This window comes from Mesorhizobium sp. M0317 (assembly GCF_040321555.1).
Lineage (GTDB): Bacteria > Pseudomonadota > Alphaproteobacteria > Rhizobiales > Rhizobiaceae > Mesorhizobium.
On sequence record NZ_JAMYRV010000047.1, the window covers coordinates 40,617 to 58,085 of the forward strand.

Below are 17,469 nucleotides of genomic sequence, written 5' to 3' on the forward strand. Positions count from 1 at the left end.
CAGCCAGTCCCACGCTAGGAGCAGGCTTTCGTGCTGTCCTCGTCTGTTTGCATGAAGCAAGCTGATCAACGATGCGGCAATGCAGCCACAATCGCTGTCACCTCGGTCAGTGAGTTGGATTCATCCGGTCTGACGGTGCAAGGACGGCACCTTCGCGTACGACACGGCGGGCCGGATATAAAAAAGGGCTGTGTTCGAAAGGTCCGCGCGCCGCGTTCAAAGCAACTTCCGCCCGCCTTCTCACGCCGGATCAACATCGCACCCCAGATGGTGTGATGACTCGCACCGCCAGTTCTCCCGACCGCTTCGTCTGGAACAGGCTTTCACCCGGTCTCTGGATATGGTCGGACCACCAGCCGCCTCTTCCCGCGGATGGGCGACCGCGTTGCCATGCTCGCCGTCATTCGGACCGGCACGCCCGCCTTTCCGTTGAACCCGGTGGGATCCAGTTCAGTGCCTCTCCGCAATTGCCAGCGGCGCGCGTCTCGCATGACCTTTTGGAGTACTGCCTTGCTCATTTTGGCGCCGAGGCTTTTCACGAGGAGCATTGAGCGGCTGCAATGGGAGGGCTTCGTCAGGACGCGATTCCTTTGCGGTCTGAGCTCGAAGAAATCCTGCGGAAGCGCGCATTTGGCGGTGGCTCAACCGAACGTTCATTGGCCGATTGCCGCCACTGCAAACGCACAAGGCGCTCCGGCAGACTTCGCTGCAATGCTTTCGTTGCAGGCTTGAGCACCCCATACTTGGATCATCTACATACCTCTGAGGCAAGCGTAGCATCGAGGCTGTTGTGTTTTTCGGACGCTGATCAAAGATTCTATCAAGGGGCGCCGGTATTTGATTTGTCGCTAATGGATCCTTTCCCTAGGCAGGTGTGGGGCGCCTACCGAATCGGACGAAGGGTATGTCAATGACAACACTCCATTACGCCTCGGGCGGGTCGGCCTCCGAGGTCGCGAAAGCCGGATTCAATCTTGTTGATGTATCTTCCTTGGACCAGCTCAACGCCTTGCCGGCCGGCCAGAAAGGCCTGGTGTGGCTCAATGAAGCCGATGGTGCAACCTCCTCCTTTATCCAGAAGGTCACGCCCTTCATCGGCAATCCGAAAGTGTTTGGCTTCTTCCTGGTCGATGAGCCGGACCCGACCGGCAAATGGGGAACTTATGCCACCGCCGCTGATCTGAAGGCGGAGTCAGACTGGATCCACAGCCACCTGCCCGGCGCCAAGACCTTCATAACCATGATGAACATGGGGTCTTCCGCTAACCCCGACTTTTCAAACACATTCAATCCTGACAACACGCATATCGACTATTACGGCTTGGATCCCTACCCGGTACGGACCGGAACAAGCACGATTGATTACAACATGATCGACAGGACTGTGGCGGCGGCCGTCGCCTCGGGCATCCCGCTCAGTCAGGTCGTTCCCGTGTATCAGACCTTCGGCGGCGGCGACTGGACGACCGACACGGGCGGTCGCTATGTCCTGCCCAGCGTTGCTCAGGAAAAGACCATGTTGGACCACTGGGCCAAGGTAGCGCCTTCGCCGGCCTTCGACTATGCCTATGCTTGGGGTTCTCAACAGGGCGACACGGCGCTTGAGAGCTCGGCGACGCTGCAGGCTCTGTTCCTTCACCACAACCAGAGCACCGCAAGCGGTCCTTCGGCCAGCGAACCGACGCCGCCGCCTACCAGCACAGTGCCTCCGCCCACAAGTGTCCCTCCGACCAGCACCGGCGATCACATTTTCTACGGCACGGGTAGCGCGGATGTGCTTCGCGGCACCGCTGGCGCGGACACGATGATGGGCCGCGGCTACAACGACACCTACTATGTCAACAACGCCGGCGACAAGGTGGTGGAACTGCGGCACAGCGGCAACGATAGCGTGCTGGCATCGGTCAGCTACGCGCTGTCGGCCGGCTCGCAGGTCGAGCATCTTGCGACCACCAGCAAATTGGGAACTGCCGCCATCAAGCTCACGGGAAACGAATTCGCCCAAACCATTGATGGCAATTCCGGGAGCAACACTATCAACGGCGGTGGCGGGAGAGACGTTCTGACGGGACATGGCGGCAACGACGTCTTTGTCTTCGATTCGGCTCTCAAGGTCGGCAATATCGACAAGGTCACCGATTTCAAAGTGGGCCACGACAAGATCCAACTCGACCACACCGTGTTTGCCGGCCTGCATACAGGCGCCCTTCCCCCTTCGGCGTTTTACGCCGGCAGGGCCGCGCACGACAGCGGCGATCACATCGTCTATAACAGCACGACCGGCGCGCTTTCCTTTGACAGCGACGGCTCGGGCGGCGCACATCAGATCCAATTTGCCACTCTATCGCCACACTTGGCTCTGACGGCGTCCTCGTTCATCGTGACGTGACCGCGGGAACGTCAGCCTGAGCAAGATGGTCTGACGTTCTTGAATATGGCTGACGGAACCAAGAAGCCCCGCCGAGCTTGTACTTGGTATGAGCGCGCGCGGCATCGAATTCCTGCAGAAATGGGTAGAGGATAAGATCCCACTCTACACCAAGGCCGATCCGGCTCTTGCGGCGAAACTTGCGGACCAAGCAACGGCGGATGCCATCAGAGCGGGAATCCGCCCAGAGGAAATCTCTGAGGAAGTCGGAAGCATGTTGACGACCATGCTCGAAGTGCTCGATCAGCACGATTCGACATGATTGCGCGCTTGGCGGCAGATGCTGCCCGGCTTGGCGCCAAATGCATAAATGTGTCATGGATCATAGGTCATGGGCCAGCCTAGGCAGCATGACCAACATGCTCTCCCAGAACGCGCGCGACGACCCCGTCCACGTCGTGAGGTTCAGCACCATTGACTTGTATCAACGGCCATCGGTCCTGGCGCAGGCACTCGCCGACCTCTCTTGAGATTTCGGCCTGCCTTAATCCTTTGTCCACGCCAAGTTCGAACAGCATAACCTCGAGGAGCGGTTGCTGCGCATGCCTATCCACAAGACGGCGGCGTAACGTTTCCTGCGGCGCGTCAAGTTGCACAACGAGATCCGGCCGCGGCAGGAACGCCAGGCACTTGCGGACCGCGTCGAGGCTTGGGGTTCTAGCCAGCACACCCAGCGCACACAAAGCCTGAATCATGCCCTCTTCGAAGATGAAGCATCCGGGCGACTCCCGCGCTTGGAGCCAGGACTGGCACAGTTGGGCGATGTCGACCTTCATGCGCCATGACCACACGCGGCTTCGAAGAGGGATCGATGCCAGAAGCCGGGCCGCGACACTGTCCTTTGGCAAGGTCGACAGCAAGATAGGACCGGATGTGGCAATCTTCTTGCCAATTCGCCCTATGCCGTGGCGGATTTCCGGAGCGTCATCCTGAGCCGATCCATGTTCAATCAGGCGATACCCATTTACTGTCTTCACATTGATGCCGTGTCTCGCCAGCCCTTGGCAGAGGCCGCGAAGCAGCGTGGTTTTACCCGCGCCAGGCGGCCCAAACAACTCGATGATCATATGCTCAAGCGTCTCCGAAACGAGCAGTCATTCCCCTACGGATCAAGCTTAGCCGGATTTCCGATCACACCAACGTTCATTTGAATGATTGTTCCAGTCAGTGAATCTGGGCACCGAGCCCGGATTCTAGCGGAGATGCCGATCGCTCCGTTTGCCTGGGCAAGCCGTCTTGCGCTCGACGGAGCTTGCAAGGAAAAACGACCGGTGCTGGACACAGATGGCAAAACTTCTGAAGGACGCTCGGGAAGCGCTGGCTAGGCAAGATCGAGGCATCATCCGAATGATTGATGAAAAGATCTCCGCGGCGAGCGATGTTCGACCGTCAGCTTGGCGGGGCCCTGAATGTCCTCAGTGTGTTTGCATTCGGAAGTGGCAAATCAAAACCTACAGGTGGATCTGCGACCCACCCGAAAGTGGTCAGTCGTTCCCGAATATGATCTTGACCAAGGGGGGCCAGTCTGGCGCCGTTACCGACAGATGGGTGCCAAATTTGCGGACACTCCAATCTTCGACCACCTTGGAGATGTCGCCAGGCGGTATCCTGACAAGCTCGCAATCAGCGACGGCGCGAACCGCCTGACTTTTTCTGAGCTTTTCCGGGCGGTCGAGACGCTGGCAACTCATATCGCTGCCGTCGTCCCCGAAGGGCAGGCCATCGGCATCCTGCAAGCAAACTCCGCTTGGTATCCTGTGGCGATGTTGGCGACCATGGCGGCGGGACGGCCTTCGGTTCCGCTCAACACAAGAGATCCCGCCTCTCGCATTTTCGATATAGTCAGTGCCGCGGGGCTCGGCGCGATTATAGGCGCCGAAAATGTTCGCCCGGTCGAATTGGCCCAGGAGATCGTCTGGATCGATATTGCCGCCGCCGTGGCGCCCAACGATCAACACCCAGAACAGCAGCATAAGCCCCCTATCGTTTCGGTCGATGCGCCTGCATTGGTGCTTTACACTTCAGGTAGCACCGGGCGCCCCAAGGGAATCGTCAACAGCCAACGCAGCCTGCTATGGCGGGTCCGGCAATATGTCGATGCGTGCCATATCAGTGCGGATGACGTTTTCCTGCCGCTGACCGGGCCAGCCACGATCGCCGGTTGCCGGGAAATCTTTGCGGCGCTGCTGACGGGCGCCACATTGCATCTTCTCGAGGTGGAGGCTGTTGGCCTGCGCGCTACGCGCGCTCGATTGCAGTCCGAAGGTGTGACGATCGCCTATCTTGTGCCGGCACTGCTTCGAGCCCTCCTGGCTGAGGCGCCCGCCGACGCTTCCTGGCCGCTCAGAGTGGCCCGGATCGGTGGGGAGAAAGTGTCATGGACGGACATCGCTTTGCTGCGCAAAGCCGTTTCGGACCAGTGCCTGATCCAGATCGGCTACTCATCGACTGAAACCATCGGTTCGCAATGGTTCTTGCCGCCTGACTGGCCCGAGCAAGACGCGTCGGTTCCCGTCGGCAGGCTGCTCCCTGGTATGACATTCGCTATCGTCGACGAAGCGGAGCGCAATGTAGGGCCAGGCGAAAGTGGAGAGCTTCTGATCAAAAGCCGCTATGTCCTGCTTGGTCATTGGGAGAACGGTGTGGTCGTTCCCGCGCAGCCGGACCCCGACGATCCCGAGGCTCGGCTTTTTTCGACCGGGGACCTCGTTCGGCTCGACGATGATGGCATCTTGAGGATCGTCGGCCGCAAAGGGCGCCAGATCAAGATCAATGGTCGACGCATCGAGCCCGCCGAACTCGAACGGGTCTTGCGTTGCGCGCCTTCGGTGGCGGATGCCGTGGTGATGGTAACGGCCGCGCAGGAACTCATCGCCTTCGCGGTTCCCCAGCGCTTCGCAGGCGGCGCTTTTGCAGACGACCTTCGCCAGCTCCTCAGAATGACCTTGCCGGCACCATTGCGTCCCTTGCGATTGCACACCGTTGACGCAATCCCACGCCTGTCGGGAGGTAAGGTCGATTTGGCAACACTGGCCGAGATAGATCTTTCGCACGGAAGGAGGGCGCGAGCCGCCCGGTCGTCCACTCTCGATGCTCCGCCCGCCGGAGGAGCAAAGGACACGCGTCAAATAGTGCAGCACGCGTGGACGCAGGTTCTCAACACAGGCACTGCCACGGGAAACTGGGATGATGCTGGAGGAGATTCGCTGCAGCTGCTGCACTGCGTCATGGCGATCGAAAACGCCATCGGGCAAGAGCTGGGCCTCGAAGCATTCACCGTCGGCATGAGCTTGGACGAGATGGTTGAGGCGGTCGTCTCTGCACGGTCGGGCGAAGGGCGCGAAAAGAAGCACCACCCCCCGGTTCTTTTCCTGTTTCCAGGGTCCGTTGGCTATGGTCCGAGCCTCGCTGCGTTCGCAGCCGCCATGGGGAAAGTCGCCCGTGTAAACCCGATCCGATATCCGAGCCTTGCGGCGATACTGGACGGACACAACACCCTCAGCGCCATGGCTGGCGCCGCACTCGAGCAGATAAGCCGCATCCAACCTGCGGGTTCCGTGCGACTTCTCGGCCATTCTCTGGGTGGCGCGGTTGCATTCGAGGTTGCCGCACGGCTCATGAAGGCCGGGCGAACGGTGCGGTTCCTGGGCATCCTCGACACGAGCCTTCTGGACGAGCCGAGCAACCATTGGGAGACTCTTACCCGTACGTTCTATCGTATTCGCACCAACCGCATATCCGCGCACCGGATGGCTTGCAGAGCCCTTGCGAAGATCACCGTCGCCGTGGGCGGCGAAGCGCGTCTGGCCAGGATTCTGGACAGATTTGCCAATGGAGAGTTCAACCCGACGATCTTCAGGACCAAACTGGAACTGCAGGAGGTTTTAAGGGCGAAGTCATTCTTCCAGTGGCTTGAGGCACCGAAACCGGCTCTGCCCCTCTCCGGTACCTTGTTCCGATGTCGCAGGGAGGGAATGCCGCGGGCCTTGGGCTGGGACAGCGTCTTGGCACACCTGGACGTCATTTCGATCACGGGCAGCCACATCGACCTTGTCGTCGAACCAAACCTTGCCACCAACCGTCCGCTTATCGAGACGGCCATCGTGCAGACCTATTCCCCCGCCGAATCTCGCAAAAGGGAGGACTTGTCATCGACATAATTCCGGAATTCAGCAAGGACATGCTGACGCTCGATGCCCGCGCGGAGGTCGATCGCATCGTTGACACCTTGCGCACTCAGGTTCTCGGCACCCTGCATCGTCGCGGCGTGGTTGTCGGTCTTTCCGGCGGTATCGACAGCTCCGTCGTCGCGACCTTGTGCATGCGCGCGTTCGGGAAAGACAAGGTCCTGGGACTGTTCATGCCGGAGCGGGATTCTTCCGGCGACTCCCTGAGACTTGGCCGCCGCGTCGCGGCACAGCTTGGCATTGAAAGCGTCCTTGAGGACATAGCACCGGCACTGGAGGCCATTGGGGCCTACCGCCGGCAGATCGATGCGATCCAGACCGTCGTTCCCGACTATGGGGAAGGGTGGAAATGCAAGCTGGTGATCGCGTCGGTTCTGGAGAGCAGCGGGCTCAATATAACCCGCCTCACGGTCCAGGATCCGCAGGGTAAAGTAGATACCGTGCGTCTGCCGCCAGCTGCCTATCTGCAGATCGTTGCTGCGACAAACTACAAGCAGCGCCTGCGCAAGATGACGGAATACTATCACGCCGACCGCCTCAAATACGCGGTTGTCGGCACTCCAAATCGCCTCGAGTACGACCAGGGCTTTTTCGTCAAGCAGGGCGACGGAGCCGCCGACGTGATGCCGATCGTTCACCTTTACAAAACCCAGGTTTATCAACTCGCGGAATATCTCGAGGTGGATGATGAAATCCGGCAGCGGCCACCGACCACCGACACCTTTTCCATGACCCAAAGCCAGGAAGAATTCTATTTCGCGCTGCCCTATCACCTGATGGATCTATGCCTCTACGGCCTGAACCACGGGGTCGCCAGCAATGAGCTCGCGGCGGTTGCTGGCCTCACCGAGCCCCAGCTTCAGAAAGTGTTCAAGGACATCGAAGCGAAACGAAGGGCGGCCCACTATCTTCACGCGCGGCCTTTGCTGTCCGCCGAAGGCGGAGATTGACCGAGCATGTGCGGCATCGCTGGAATCGTGGCGCTGAATGCCACAGCGGCTTCTCCTTCGCGGCAGGCGCTGATGCAGATGATGGGCGCGCTGGCGCATCGCGGTCCCGACGGGCGCGGTCTCTACCGGGACAGACGCGCGGGGCTGGCGCATGTGCGCCTGTCCATCGTCGATCTTTCTAGTGGCCAGCAGCCGATGGCGGATACAGGCGATACGACGTGGATCGTGTTCAACGGCGAGATATTCAACTACGTCGAATTGCGTGAAAAACTCACGGCACTCGGCCACCGCTTCCGAACCCGCAGCGACACGGAGGTCGCGCTGCACGCCTATCGTGAGTGGGGAGAAACGGCCTTCGAGCGGATGAACGGCCAATGGGCAATTGCGATCTGGGATTCAGTGGCCAATCGTCTCATATTGTCGCGCGACCGCTTCGGCATTTGCCCGCTGTATTTCAGCGAGCATGCGCACCGGCTTTATTTCGCCAGCGAAGTGAAAGCCATTTTCGCGGCCGATCGAACCATACCTCGCGCCCTTGATCCAGCCGGCATCGATCAGACGTTCACGCTCTGGACGGTCGTTCCGCCGCAAGGAGTTTTCCACGGAATCAACGAACTCGAGCCGGGTCATGTCCGCATCTATCAGGATGGCACCGTTCGTGAGCGGATTTTTTGGCAGCCTTCCTATCCCGACAATTTCGGATCGCGGCAGGGCGAGTTCACCGGGTCCAGCGATGACGCGGTGGACCGCGTGTCTAGCGCTCTTGAGGCCGCGACGGCGCTCAGAATGGTGCGCGCCGACGTGCCTGTCGGGTGCTACCTCTCCGGAGGGCTGGACAGTTCGCTTGTGGCCACGCTCGCGAGGCGCTTCGCGGGCGAGCGCTTCCAAACCTTCTCCTTGCGTTTTGCCGACGCCGAATATGACGAGACCCGCTTCCAGCGAATGGTTGCCGAGGCGACCGGCAGTGAGCACCATGAAGTGGTCGTTTCGCGCAGAGATATAGCCGGAATCTTTCCGGAGGTAATCCGACACACCGAACGCCCGATACTGAGGACTGCCCCGGCGCCACTCTTCCTGCTCTCGCGCCTGGTGCGCGAGCGTGGAATCAAGGTCGTGCTGACCGGCGAAGGCGCTGACGAAATGTTCGCCGGCTACGACCTGTTCCGCGAAGGCAAGGTCCGCCGCTTCTGGGGGCGCCACCCGACTTCGACACGACGCTCTCGGCTCCTGGAACGCCTTTACCCCTATCTCACCCGCTCGCCGGTGCAACAGCAGGCGATGGCGCGTCAGTTCTTCGGGCGAAATATTCAGGCTTACGACGCGCCGGGCTTTGCTCATGAAACCCGCTGGCAAACCACCAGGGCCATCAAGCGCTTGTTTACGGCCGATATGCGGGCTCGAACGCAGGGCCGCGACGCCGTGTCCGAGTTGCTCGCCCGTCTGCCCGCGCAGTTTGCCCGTTGGAGTCCCCTTGCGCAGGACCAGTATCTCGAGGTGCAAACACTGATGTCGGGCTATCTGCTTTCCTCGCAAGGCGACAGGATGCTGATGGCTCACTCCGTCGAGGGGCGCTTCCCGTTCCTGGACGATGAACTTGTGAGGCTCGCGAATTCGCTGCCACCCTCCTTCAAACTCCGCGGCCTCGACGAAAAGCACGTGCTGAAGCGCATGGCGGCACCCATCCTGCCCTCCGAGATCGTAGCCCGCAAGAAGCAGCCCTTCCGCGCGCCCAACGCGCTTTGCTTCGTCGGCGCAGACGCTCCGGATTACGCTCGCGAGGCGGTTTCGCAGGCGGCCCTGCGCGAGGCGAATGTCTTCGATCCAAAGGCGGTCACGCACCTGCTTGCCAAATGCCAGGCCAGAACTGGCGATGGCGACCTGTCCAATGCCGACAACATGGCGCTGGTCGGCGTGTTGTCGACCCAACTTCTTCATCAGCAGTTCGTCGCGGGTTGTCCCAGTGCAACGCTCGAATGCACGCTCAGCGTCGACGTCGACTGCGAACATCGGGAAGAGCGCCTGTATGTTGCATGATGCCGTACCACTGCTGCATGACTACCTCGCCCATTCCGCCGTCCGACACGGAAGTAAGGTGGCGCTGGTGTGCAACAGGCAGCGTGTCACTTACCTCGAACTCGAAACGCGAGCCAACGCGATCGCCCGGGACCTGGCCGCATCCGGAGTCGTTCGTGGTGATCGCGTGATGATCTTCGCCGACAACACCGTCGAGACGGTGGTTAGCTTCTGGGCGGTGCTAAAGGCGAATGCGGTGGTGTGCATCGTCAACCCGCTCACCAAGAGCGACAAGCTCGATTATCTGCTCAACGACTGCCGGCCGACGGCGCTCATCACGGACGGCCATCTGCAAGCGATCTTCCGCGAGCCGGCGCGCGGCTGCCCGTCACTTCTGCGGGTGATCGTATCGGGACCGATCGACGACGTCGAACTCGCCCAGCTGCCGTTTGCCGTGCGCTGGGACGCCGCCCTCGCCAATGGCGCGGATACGCCGCCGGCACGGCAGTGCATCGATGTTGATCTGGCAGCCATCATCTACACGTCCGGGTCGACGGGCGAACCCAAGGGCGTGATGCTGACGCACAGAAACATGATGGCCGCGTGCGCGTCTATCGCTTCCTACCTGGCGATTGCCGAGGACGAGGTGATCCTCAATGTCCTACCCCTCGCCTTCGATTATGGACTGTACCAGATGATCATGGCTTTTCGTACCGGCGCCCGGCTGGTGCTCGAACGCTCGTTCGCTTTCCCGGCACAGATCCTCGGGTTGATCAGGCAGGAGGGAGTTACGGGCTTTCCCGGCGTGCCCACAATCTTTGCCGCACTCTCCGAACTCAGGTCCCTCAAAGACCAGGATTTCTCGAGCATCCGCTACGTCACAAACACTGCGGCAGCCCTACCCCTCAAGCATATTTTCATGCTTCGCGAGCTGTTTTCGGGTGCACGCATCTATTCGATGTACGGTCTCACCGAATGCAAACGTTGCACCTATTTGCCGCCAGAGGACCTCGAGCGAAAGCCATTGAGCGTAGGGATCGCAATCCCGAATACGGAGATGTGGATCGTTGACGAGCATGACAGGCGGATAGGCCCAGGCGTTGTCGGCCAACTCGTCATTCGCGGCGCAACGGTGATGAAGGGGTATTGGGGCAAGCCCGAGGCAACGGCCAGGAAACTCAAACCCGGCCCGCTGCCCGGCGAGCAGGTCCTATACACCGGCGACTACTGCCGGATGGATACGGAGGGTTACCTCTACTTCGTCGGCCGTGGGGATGAGATCATAAAGTCGCGAGGCGAGAAGGTGGCGCCAAGGGAAGTGGAAAACGTACTCATGGACATTCCAGGAGTCCGGGAAGCGGCTGTCATCGGTGTTCCCGACGAGCTCCTCGGGCAAGCGGTGAAAGCCTTTGTGGTGATGGAGCATGGAAGAGCCATTGGCGAAAGGGAACTGCAGAAGGAGTGCCAGAAGCGTCTGGAAAACTTCATGGTCCCGAAATCCATCGTCGTTGTGGCGAACCTGCCGATGACGGACACGGGAAAACTCAAGAAAACGGCGCTGTCATGATGCGGGGCCAGAACCAAGTCGCTGATTTAATGGTGACGCCACGGAGGACGAATTCATGTTGACCATCAAGGAACGCACCGGAATATACAGCGAGCAGATTCGTAGTTTCTTGGTTTCAAATTTCTACGTCAGCGACGTCAAGGCATTGCTGGATGACGCATCCTTGCTCGATCAAGGCATTGTCGACTCGACGGGTGTGCTTGAGATTATCGGCTTCATCGAGGAGACCTTTGGCATTACCGTCGAGGATAGCGAACTTCTGCCTGAAAACCTCGATTCCATCCAGGGGATCGAGCAATACATCATCCGCAAAATGAACTGATGAGTAAGCGTAACGCCCAGAGCAGCCCCGTATTTGGTCTGATTGTCGCAGGATTCATGCCTGCGTCTTGACTTGCCCCAGAACCACCCGGCCCTCGCCCGCTTCGTTCGAGACCGAACGGATGTTCTCGAATGCCTTGCTGCGTTCCAGCAGACCCGCTACCTGTCGGTCTTGGCCAAGCCCGACCTCGAAGAGCAGGATGCCGCCACGCCGCAGGTATCGCGGTGCGTCTTTCAGTACGCGCATATGAATGCTCAGGCCGTAAGGGCCGGCTGCGAACGCCTCGCGCGGCTCAAGCTCGATCAGATGGGCGCGGTCGCCCTCGAGCCGCTTTTCAGAAATGTAAGGCGGATTGCAGACGACTACGTCGATAGTTCCGTCTAGCCCAAGGCCGATGAGAGAGTCGAACAAGTCGCCCTGAAGCACCGAAAGACGCTCAGCCATGCCGTGATGTGAGGTGTTGCGGCGTGCCGTTTCGACGCATTCATCGGTGAGATCGCTTGCCCAGACAAGGGCGCTGGGCACATGGTAGGCGATCGCGCACGCCAGATTCCCAGTGCCGCAGCACATATCAACTATGCGCGGAGCCGGCAGGTTCATCTGATGCAACACACCAAGCGCGGTCTTGCCGAGCAACTCGGTCTCAGGTCTGGGGACGAGCGCACCGGGCGAAACCAGCAGTTCAAGTCCCATGAACATGGCGCGGCCGGCGCCATAGGCATCAGCTACACTGAACTCTTTGCTCATGGCCGACCCCATCGCTTGATCTCCACAGTATAGATCTGCGGCGCTCATGCGCCAGCCAAACCTGCTCCGAAATCATGAATTCTCAAGCCTTTCCTTCGAAAAACTGCAGGCACAAACTCGGTGCATCGCACTTCTGACGCTCATTGACCGACCGCAATCTCAGGTCGCCCAAGATGGAGAGAGAGAGAGAGAGAGGTGCTGCTGATGCTTTGAAGAGCCAATGGCGCGGTACGGAGGCTTTTAGATTTTGCGGATCGTGGAGAGGGTAAATGCCTATCCAACTCTGATGGAGCGGAGGCGGACCGCAGCTCCATTGACGCGCTAATCTTCGGCTCCGGTAATTCAGCAAGTGGTCGGTGGAAGCGCCTCCGCTCCAGCATCAGCCTCACCTTGCTGCATGGAGAGGTTACCTATAGGTTTGCGGACATGTCGAAACAACTGTCCGAAGGTCTCGGATCGACATCTCATTTCCGGTCAATCGCAGAGAGGGGCCGTGAGCGAAAGCGTGAGTGTTCTGATTGTTGAGGATCAATGGCTAGTCGCGCAGGACACTGCCGCGCGGCTGCGTCGCGCCGGTTATCAGGTGGTCGGACCTGTGCCGTCGGTATCCGCCGCTCTGCGTCTTGTCGAATCGGACAAGATTGACGTGGCGTTGCTAGACATCCAGCTGAACGGTGAAACGGGTCTGCCGGTGGCGAGGATATTGCAGGCGCGAGGCATCCCCTTTGCCTTCTTGTCGGGATTTGGCCCCGCCGACGTTCCCGCGGCTTTCCGCGACTGCAGATTCCTGCCGAAGCCGGCAACCGATGCTGTCATCCTTGCTGCTGTCAGCGAGTTGGCGTCCCTGCGCACAGCTTCGCGCTGACATTCGCTCCGTAGCATTACCGGAGTTGCGCCCTGGCGACCTGGTAGGCCGGGCGAGGTCAGTTTCACAAAAGGCAACATTGGCGCTTTGGCCACGAGGACGGCGGACTACGACCGGCGAGGACGGAAATTCAGCGTTCAAAAAGCATCCGCCGGGTTCCACTTCTCGGCCTGTTGGCGGCGATTTGGACTTAGGTCCGATCCCGTCGCCAGAGGTCGGATTGCGGAACATCTGCCAAGGACCCACGTTCGGGGCTTGAGCACGGAGGTGCCGGCCGATCTCGAAGCGCAAGTTTCACGGGCAACTGTTGGGGAGTGTCGTAGTGCCGATTTCAAACGATATGGGCGACGAGTACCTGGAACTGGAATGTCCAAACTGTTCTCATGTCATCATAAAAAAGGGATCGTGGTTGAAGGTGATATCCAACTTCAACTGCACCCAATGCCATGCAAAAATCAGAATTGGTTATATGACCAAGCTCGCGCTTTTCGAGAAAAAAAGGCAAAGCATGAACCCGGCTGCGCAGTGAGCGTCCTGGCGGCCCGACAGTCGTTTGGGGTGGTGCGTTGAACCGTCGGGCCTGACCGGCCCGATGGCGGGGGAGCCAGGCCGGCTGGGTGAATCGTATACATTAGATCATGCTTATCAAGCCCAAATACGCGGCGCGACATCGCCTGGTGGGCAACGGTGACCCGCGCCCGTATACGCGCTAGCAGGAACGTCGGCGGTCAACATGCCACTCATTCGTAAAGAGTGCGAACAGCTTCATCAAACAGCTCCACCTCGGCTTCAACCTTTTCAGCCGCTTTATCGACCTTCTCGAAACGCTTCAGCATTCGGTTGTGGAGCATGGACAAGCGTGCGGCATGGTAGACCACGCTGCGCTTGTAACCTTCAGAGTCGAGTGGTTCGAACAACATTGTCATGGCAGCAATCCTCAATGTTTTCCGTCCTGCAATCCTTCCCTAGTAAATCGTCAATTAACTCTTTCGTTCCGCTGGTGATGCGAAGGCGCCCGAATGAATAACTCGTTGCGCTGTCTCCAGACTGCACGAGCGTGCTTCGTCTGTCTGCGGTTGGGCCCCAAGGCTTGCGCTTGCCTCGCCTGTTCGGCTCATGCTGCGTCAGTCACGACATCGACGGCCAGCTTCAGTTCAATCGCTTTGGGCGTGAGTTGAATACCGGCGCTGCCAAGAATTGCCGAATGATCATCCTGCTGTGGTGGGACCGCCGAACCCGTCAGGAGCGACGAACCGAGCCGGCTTGGATAGTCGCCCCACCGCGAGGACGCGAGCGGATCGAAGATCACGTCGGCAGGTGCTCTGCCCTCTCTGGGAAGCCGGCGCCGCGCGCACTCACTGAAAAAACCCAAACAGAATAAGAGCGAGAAAGGCAAACAGCAGCGCTGCAGCCGCTAGCAACACACCTTTGTTGGAGCCCCGCCGAGGTTGAGGGTCAGGCACGAGTTTTTTCCGGTTTGGGAGTTCATTCATTGGACATTAATTTGCGGCTGCAAATTAGGTTCCGCTCATGCTTGGATGCCTACAATGCCGCCCCACAGCGCCCTACAGGCGCACGACCTTCGCTAGCCCTAGGCGTATCCGCTGGCCTTCTGCAAAGGATAACGCGAACGATTCCTGATTGAATGACCGGGCAATTTCCTGATCTTTCTCAACCACGCGGACGAACCATTCGCCGCAGGTTTCTGTCACTTCGACGCAAGGGACGGCCTTGCGGAATGGAGCCGCGTTATCCATCACAGCCGACCTACGAGCAATGGCAGCATCAGTTTTATAAGGCCACCGAATTCGGGATTTCAATGCAAAAGTCGATACGTGATCATGTAATTTACGGGATCAAGTAATTAGTGAGCAGCGGATCGCATTTGAAGTGCGCTAACGATCACCTATGTGCTCACCGAAGCATTGGGGTTCGGCCGACACGGTGATTTTGAACGCCTACGGCAATTCCTTCTCTGAGAAAGTCGCTGACCGGCATGATGGCGCACTGAACCAAGATGGGGGGCATGGGGCCCGGCTGCAAGCTGCATGGACTTCGGAAGACGCTGGGGAAGTACCTGGCCAAGGAGGGCGCGACCTCGAAACAATCGGCAGGCATTCTCGGCCACGACGTCCTGGACCACGTAGAGCTTTACAGCAAGGACGGAGCAGGAGCGGCTCGCCGTGGATGGCATGGCGAAGCTTCTGAAGCGGTTTGTCTAACCCACTGTCTAACCAGGTTGTCTACCCTCGACGCAAAGCCTTGTGCATGAAGGCGACTGGTGGCCCGGAGGGTGTCTAAAAATCGTTGATTTGTTAGTTTTTTCTTGGGCCAAAATCAGAAATCTTCCCGTATCGTTCCGTATGTTTCCCGTGACGCTATGAAGTCCACTCCAGCTAACCTCGTTTGAGAACGTTCTGAGGCATGCTCTAGAACGGCCGCAGTGGTGCGGGAAGCATTACGAGGTTTTGGACGTACCTGCTGATGCCGTTGCTGCGTTCAAAGTTGCCTTTGCCAAGGGCGTCTATTTTAACAGCCACATCCGCAATCGTTATACAGTCCGGCTCGCGCCAGAGCGCTGACATCTGGAGACGCCGGGCTTGTGCAGGGATGGCCCGCGCCTGCTTCCGAGCGCGGGCCGACTATGATGAGTGAGGGGCCATCTTGGTCACCGGCAGGACCGCTGAGAACGAGCCGGGTGTGACCGAACAGCCTCGGAGCGAGGATGTTCCCGGCTGACGCAAAAAGACTGAAGGCCGCAATTAGCACCAACTTATTAGGTCCGGATCATTTTAACGAATCGTTGACCGCGCTGTCCCAGAATAGGACGGCGCGGTCAAACCCCAACCTTGGCTGCGCAGGCGGCTTCGGCACTCAGTTCCACCCCCGAGCTGTCGGAGCCGCCACTCACACCACACTTATACCAGCAATGGTTGAATCAACCGTTACTGCACGTGCTTTCTATGGCGCTTCTCTGATCGTTAGACTTTGACGGAGCAAACAGGGGATTCACAGATTCGAGCGATGGAAACGATCTTCGATGACATCGCCAAGTCCCTCAGAGCGCCCCGCACAGACGCATGGCGCCCTGTACGCGCCTTCGCCATCGACATGGCCGCGGCAAGCTGTTCCTTGGCGTCGCCCTGGACCTTGGCTTCGGAATGGCGATCGCGGGTTATACCCGACTATCGGTTCGGGCGGTCCGTAGCCAAAGCGTTGTAAAGCACCAAACACGCCAGCAACGAAATGACGCTGCCCAGCAGGTCGCCTAGGGTCGGGCCGAAAAAATAGACAAGATCGAGCGCCAGTACCGCCATCGCTCTCGGACACTGCCGGACATTAACCGTTAGTCGCCGCTAATGTTCCGGTCTGGATAACCTGTTCAATCTTTTGGTTGAACTTGCGCCATTCGCCAACAATCCAAAGTTGGGCGAAGCAATCAAGCTTGCGAATGAATACGCCTCCGGAGACGTCCCCATCGGCCAAGAGGTTTTGAGGCCATCGGAGCGTCGCGGAAAGAAATGATAGAGAGTTGGCGAAAGAGGCGGAACGCTATCCGGTCTGGCAAGCTCGCTCCCACACCACGCAACATCATCCAAAGTACCGCGAGGAATAGGAATGGCTAAAGTCCGCAAACGCACCCTGCCCTCCGTCGAAGTCCGCTGGCTGGCCGACTATTTCGATGCCGGCGGCAATCGCCGCTCCAAGCAGTTCGACAAGCGCAAGGATGCCGACGGCTATCCGGTAAAGGTGCGACGTGACCTGCAGCTATGATTCGAATCCAGGTTCCCCAGAAAGCGATTTTTCCGTTTGATCATTAGAATATTTCGTGTCAGTCGGACGCACGGTCGGTAATTTTTGTTCCCGTTTCGAGCTTGCGGATGGCGCTTTCGCCGAGCGCCGGATCTCGGTTGAGGAAGGCTGTGGCCGGTGATCGTTGCGATTTCCGGCACCCAGGCCTCGACGAGCGCCAGGCGCGTTACAGCAGTCCCGCGAATGTCATTGAAGGTCACTCCGACCACCCCGGCCGAGGCGCAGGCCTTGCGGCACCGTCACCAACAACAATGACGGCACCGTCACCTATGCGGCGAACCCCGATTTCAACGGCACCGACAGCTACACCTACACCGTCACCTCCGGCGGCGTCACCGAGACCGCAACCGTCAACGTCACCGTCAATGCGGTGGCCGACATCGTCGGCGACAGCGCCACCACCAACGAGGACACCCCGGTCACCACCAACGTGCTGGCCAACGACACGTTCGAGGGAACCCCCGTGGTCACCGGCGTGACCCAGGGCGCCAACGGCACCGTCACCAACAACAATGACGGCACCGTCACCTATGCGGCGAACCCCGATTTCAACGGCACCGACAGCTACACCTACACC

Annotated in this window: 16 protein-coding genes; 11 read left to right on the forward strand and 5 right to left on the reverse strand. The window is 59.2% G+C overall.

Annotated features, from left to right (window positions below):
• Positions 1–910: 910 nt before the first annotated feature.
• Entirely contained in the window at positions 911–2,389 is a 1,479-nt protein-coding gene (locus tag NKI88_RS26105; RefSeq protein ID WP_352658296.1) for a M10 family metallopeptidase C-terminal domain-containing protein, read from the forward strand.
• An 88-nt stretch (positions 2,390–2,477) separates the two neighbouring features.
• Complete coding sequence (locus tag NKI88_RS26110; RefSeq protein ID WP_023670889.1) at positions 2,478–2,690, forward strand: DUF768 domain-containing protein; 213 nt, start codon at positions 2,478–2,480, stop codon at positions 2,688–2,690.
• Positions 2,691–2,769: 79 nt separating this feature from the next.
• On the opposite strand, the gene NKI88_RS26115 is transcribed toward NKI88_RS26110, so the two are convergent.
• Positions 2,770–3,495: an AAA family ATPase gene (locus tag NKI88_RS26115; RefSeq protein ID WP_023689772.1), complete on the reverse strand. Its 726-nt coding sequence runs from the start codon at positions 3,493–3,495 to the stop codon at positions 2,770–2,772.
• Between the two features lie 342 nt (positions 3,496–3,837).
• On the opposite strand from NKI88_RS26115, the gene NKI88_RS26120 reads away from it, so the two are divergent.
• From NKI88_RS26120 to NKI88_RS26140, 5 genes are read left to right on the forward strand one after another with little or no spacing between them, the layout of a single operon-like run.
• Positions 3,838–6,588, forward strand: coding sequence for an AMP-binding protein (locus NKI88_RS26120; protein WP_502909491.1), 2,751 nt, complete (start codon positions 3,838–3,840; stop codon positions 6,586–6,588).
• Positions 6,585–7,565, forward strand: coding sequence for an NAD(+) synthase (nadE, locus tag NKI88_RS26125; RefSeq protein WP_280790677.1), 981 nt, complete (start codon positions 6,585–6,587; stop codon positions 7,563–7,565). Before NKI88_RS26120 ends, nadE begins: the two co-directional genes overlap by 4 nt.
• Before the next feature lie 6 nt (positions 7,566–7,571).
• Positions 7,572–9,599 carry an asparagine synthase (glutamine-hydrolyzing) gene (asnB, locus tag NKI88_RS26130; RefSeq protein ID WP_352658300.1) on the forward strand — a complete coding sequence of 676 codons (2,028 nt, stop codon included), beginning with the start codon at positions 7,572–7,574 and terminating at the stop codon, positions 9,597–9,599.
• A complete protein-coding gene (locus NKI88_RS26135) occupies positions 9,589–11,145 on the forward strand; it encodes a class I adenylate-forming enzyme family protein (protein ID WP_352658302.1) in 1,557 nt (518 codons plus the stop codon). The genes asnB and NKI88_RS26135 overlap by 11 nt, the downstream gene beginning before the upstream one ends.
• 55 nt (positions 11,146–11,200) lie before the next feature.
• A complete protein-coding gene (locus NKI88_RS26140) occupies positions 11,201–11,467 on the forward strand; it encodes an acyl carrier protein (RefSeq protein WP_023670883.1) in 267 nt (88 codons plus the stop codon).
• A gap of 54 nt (positions 11,468–11,521) precedes the next feature.
• Here the strand turns inward: NKI88_RS26140 and NKI88_RS26145 are convergent, their stop codons facing one another.
• A complete protein-coding gene (locus tag NKI88_RS26145; RefSeq protein WP_352658307.1) occupies positions 11,522–12,214 on the reverse strand; it encodes a N5-glutamine methyltransferase family protein in 693 nt (230 codons plus the stop codon).
• Between the two features lie 493 nt (positions 12,215–12,707).
• On the opposite strand from NKI88_RS26145, the gene NKI88_RS26150 reads away from it, so the two are divergent.
• Positions 12,708–13,079 carry a response regulator gene (locus NKI88_RS26150; protein WP_023670881.1) on the forward strand — a complete coding sequence of 124 codons (372 nt, stop codon included), beginning with the start codon at positions 12,708–12,710 and terminating at the stop codon, positions 13,077–13,079.
• A 366-nt stretch (positions 13,080–13,445) separates the two neighbouring features.
• Positions 13,446–13,649 carry a hypothetical protein gene (locus NKI88_RS26155; protein WP_155921622.1) on the forward strand — a complete coding sequence of 68 codons (204 nt, stop codon included), beginning with the start codon at positions 13,446–13,448 and terminating at the stop codon, positions 13,647–13,649.
• A 170-nt stretch (positions 13,650–13,819) separates the two neighbouring features.
• Here the strand turns inward: NKI88_RS26155 and NKI88_RS26160 are convergent, their stop codons facing one another.
• From NKI88_RS26160 to NKI88_RS26170, 3 genes are all read right to left on the reverse strand, one after another.
• Positions 13,820–14,005: a hypothetical protein gene (locus NKI88_RS26160; protein WP_023697125.1), complete on the reverse strand. Its 186-nt coding sequence runs from the start codon at positions 14,003–14,005 to the stop codon at positions 13,820–13,822.
• A 188-nt stretch (positions 14,006–14,193) separates the two neighbouring features.
• Positions 14,194–14,388: a hypothetical protein gene (locus NKI88_RS26165; RefSeq protein WP_352658304.1), complete on the reverse strand. Its 195-nt coding sequence runs from the start codon at positions 14,386–14,388 to the stop codon at positions 14,194–14,196.
• A gap of 256 nt (positions 14,389–14,644) precedes the next feature.
• Positions 14,645–14,836: a hypothetical protein gene (locus NKI88_RS26170; RefSeq protein WP_352513637.1), complete on the reverse strand. Its 192-nt coding sequence runs from the start codon at positions 14,834–14,836 to the stop codon at positions 14,645–14,647.
• Between the two features lie 1,861 nt (positions 14,837–16,697).
• On the opposite strand from NKI88_RS26170, the gene NKI88_RS26180 reads away from it, so the two are divergent.
• Positions 16,698–16,853 carry a hypothetical protein gene (locus NKI88_RS26180; RefSeq protein WP_023741158.1) on the forward strand — a complete coding sequence of 52 codons (156 nt, stop codon included), beginning with the start codon at positions 16,698–16,700 and terminating at the stop codon, positions 16,851–16,853.
• Between the two features lie 409 nt (positions 16,854–17,262).
• Positions 17,263–17,469, forward strand: a 207-nt coding sequence (locus NKI88_RS26185; RefSeq protein ID WP_502909492.1) for an Ig-like domain-containing protein, incomplete at its 3' end; no start/stop codon positions are given.

What these genes read in the sequence shown, in the direction of transcription:
- NKI88_RS26140 (WP_023670883.1), top strand. Translation starts at nt 11,201, where the DNA reads ATGTTGACCATCAAGGAACGCACCGGAATATACAGCGAGCAGATTCGT.
- NKI88_RS26135 (WP_352658302.1), top strand. Translation starts at nt 9,589, where the DNA reads ATGTTGCATGATGCCGTACCACTGCTGCATGACTACCTCGCCCATTCC.
- asnB (WP_352658300.1), top strand. Translation starts at nt 7,572, where the DNA reads ATGTGCGGCATCGCTGGAATCGTGGCGCTGAATGCCACAGCGGCTTCT.
- NKI88_RS26160 (WP_023697125.1), bottom strand. Translation starts at nt 14,005, where the DNA reads ATGACAATGTTGTTCGAACCACTCGACTCTGAAGGTTACAAGCGCAGC.
- NKI88_RS26115 (WP_023689772.1), bottom strand. Translation starts at nt 3,495, where the DNA reads ATGATCATCGAGTTGTTTGGGCCGCCTGGCGCGGGTAAAACCACGCTG.
- NKI88_RS26155 (WP_155921622.1), top strand. Translation starts at nt 13,446, where the DNA reads ATGTCCAAACTGTTCTCATGTCATCATAAAAAAGGGATCGTGGTTGAA.
- NKI88_RS26145 (WP_352658307.1), bottom strand. Translation starts at nt 12,214, where the DNA reads ATGAGCAAAGAGTTCAGTGTAGCTGATGCCTATGGCGCCGGCCGCGCC.
- NKI88_RS26170 (WP_352513637.1), bottom strand. Translation starts at nt 14,836, where the DNA reads ATGGATAACGCGGCTCCATTCCGCAAGGCCGTCCCTTGCGTCGAAGTG.
- NKI88_RS26120 (WP_502909491.1), top strand. Translation starts at nt 3,838, where the DNA reads ATGTCCTCAGTGTGTTTGCATTCGGAAGTGGCAAATCAAAACCTACAG.
- NKI88_RS26110 (WP_023670889.1), top strand. Translation starts at nt 2,478, where the DNA reads ATGAGCGCGCGCGGCATCGAATTCCTGCAGAAATGGGTAGAGGATAAG.
- NKI88_RS26105 (WP_352658296.1), top strand. Translation starts at nt 911, where the DNA reads ATGACAACACTCCATTACGCCTCGGGCGGGTCGGCCTCCGAGGTCGCG.
- NKI88_RS26180 (WP_023741158.1), top strand. Translation starts at nt 16,698, where the DNA reads ATGGCTAAAGTCCGCAAACGCACCCTGCCCTCCGTCGAAGTCCGCTGG.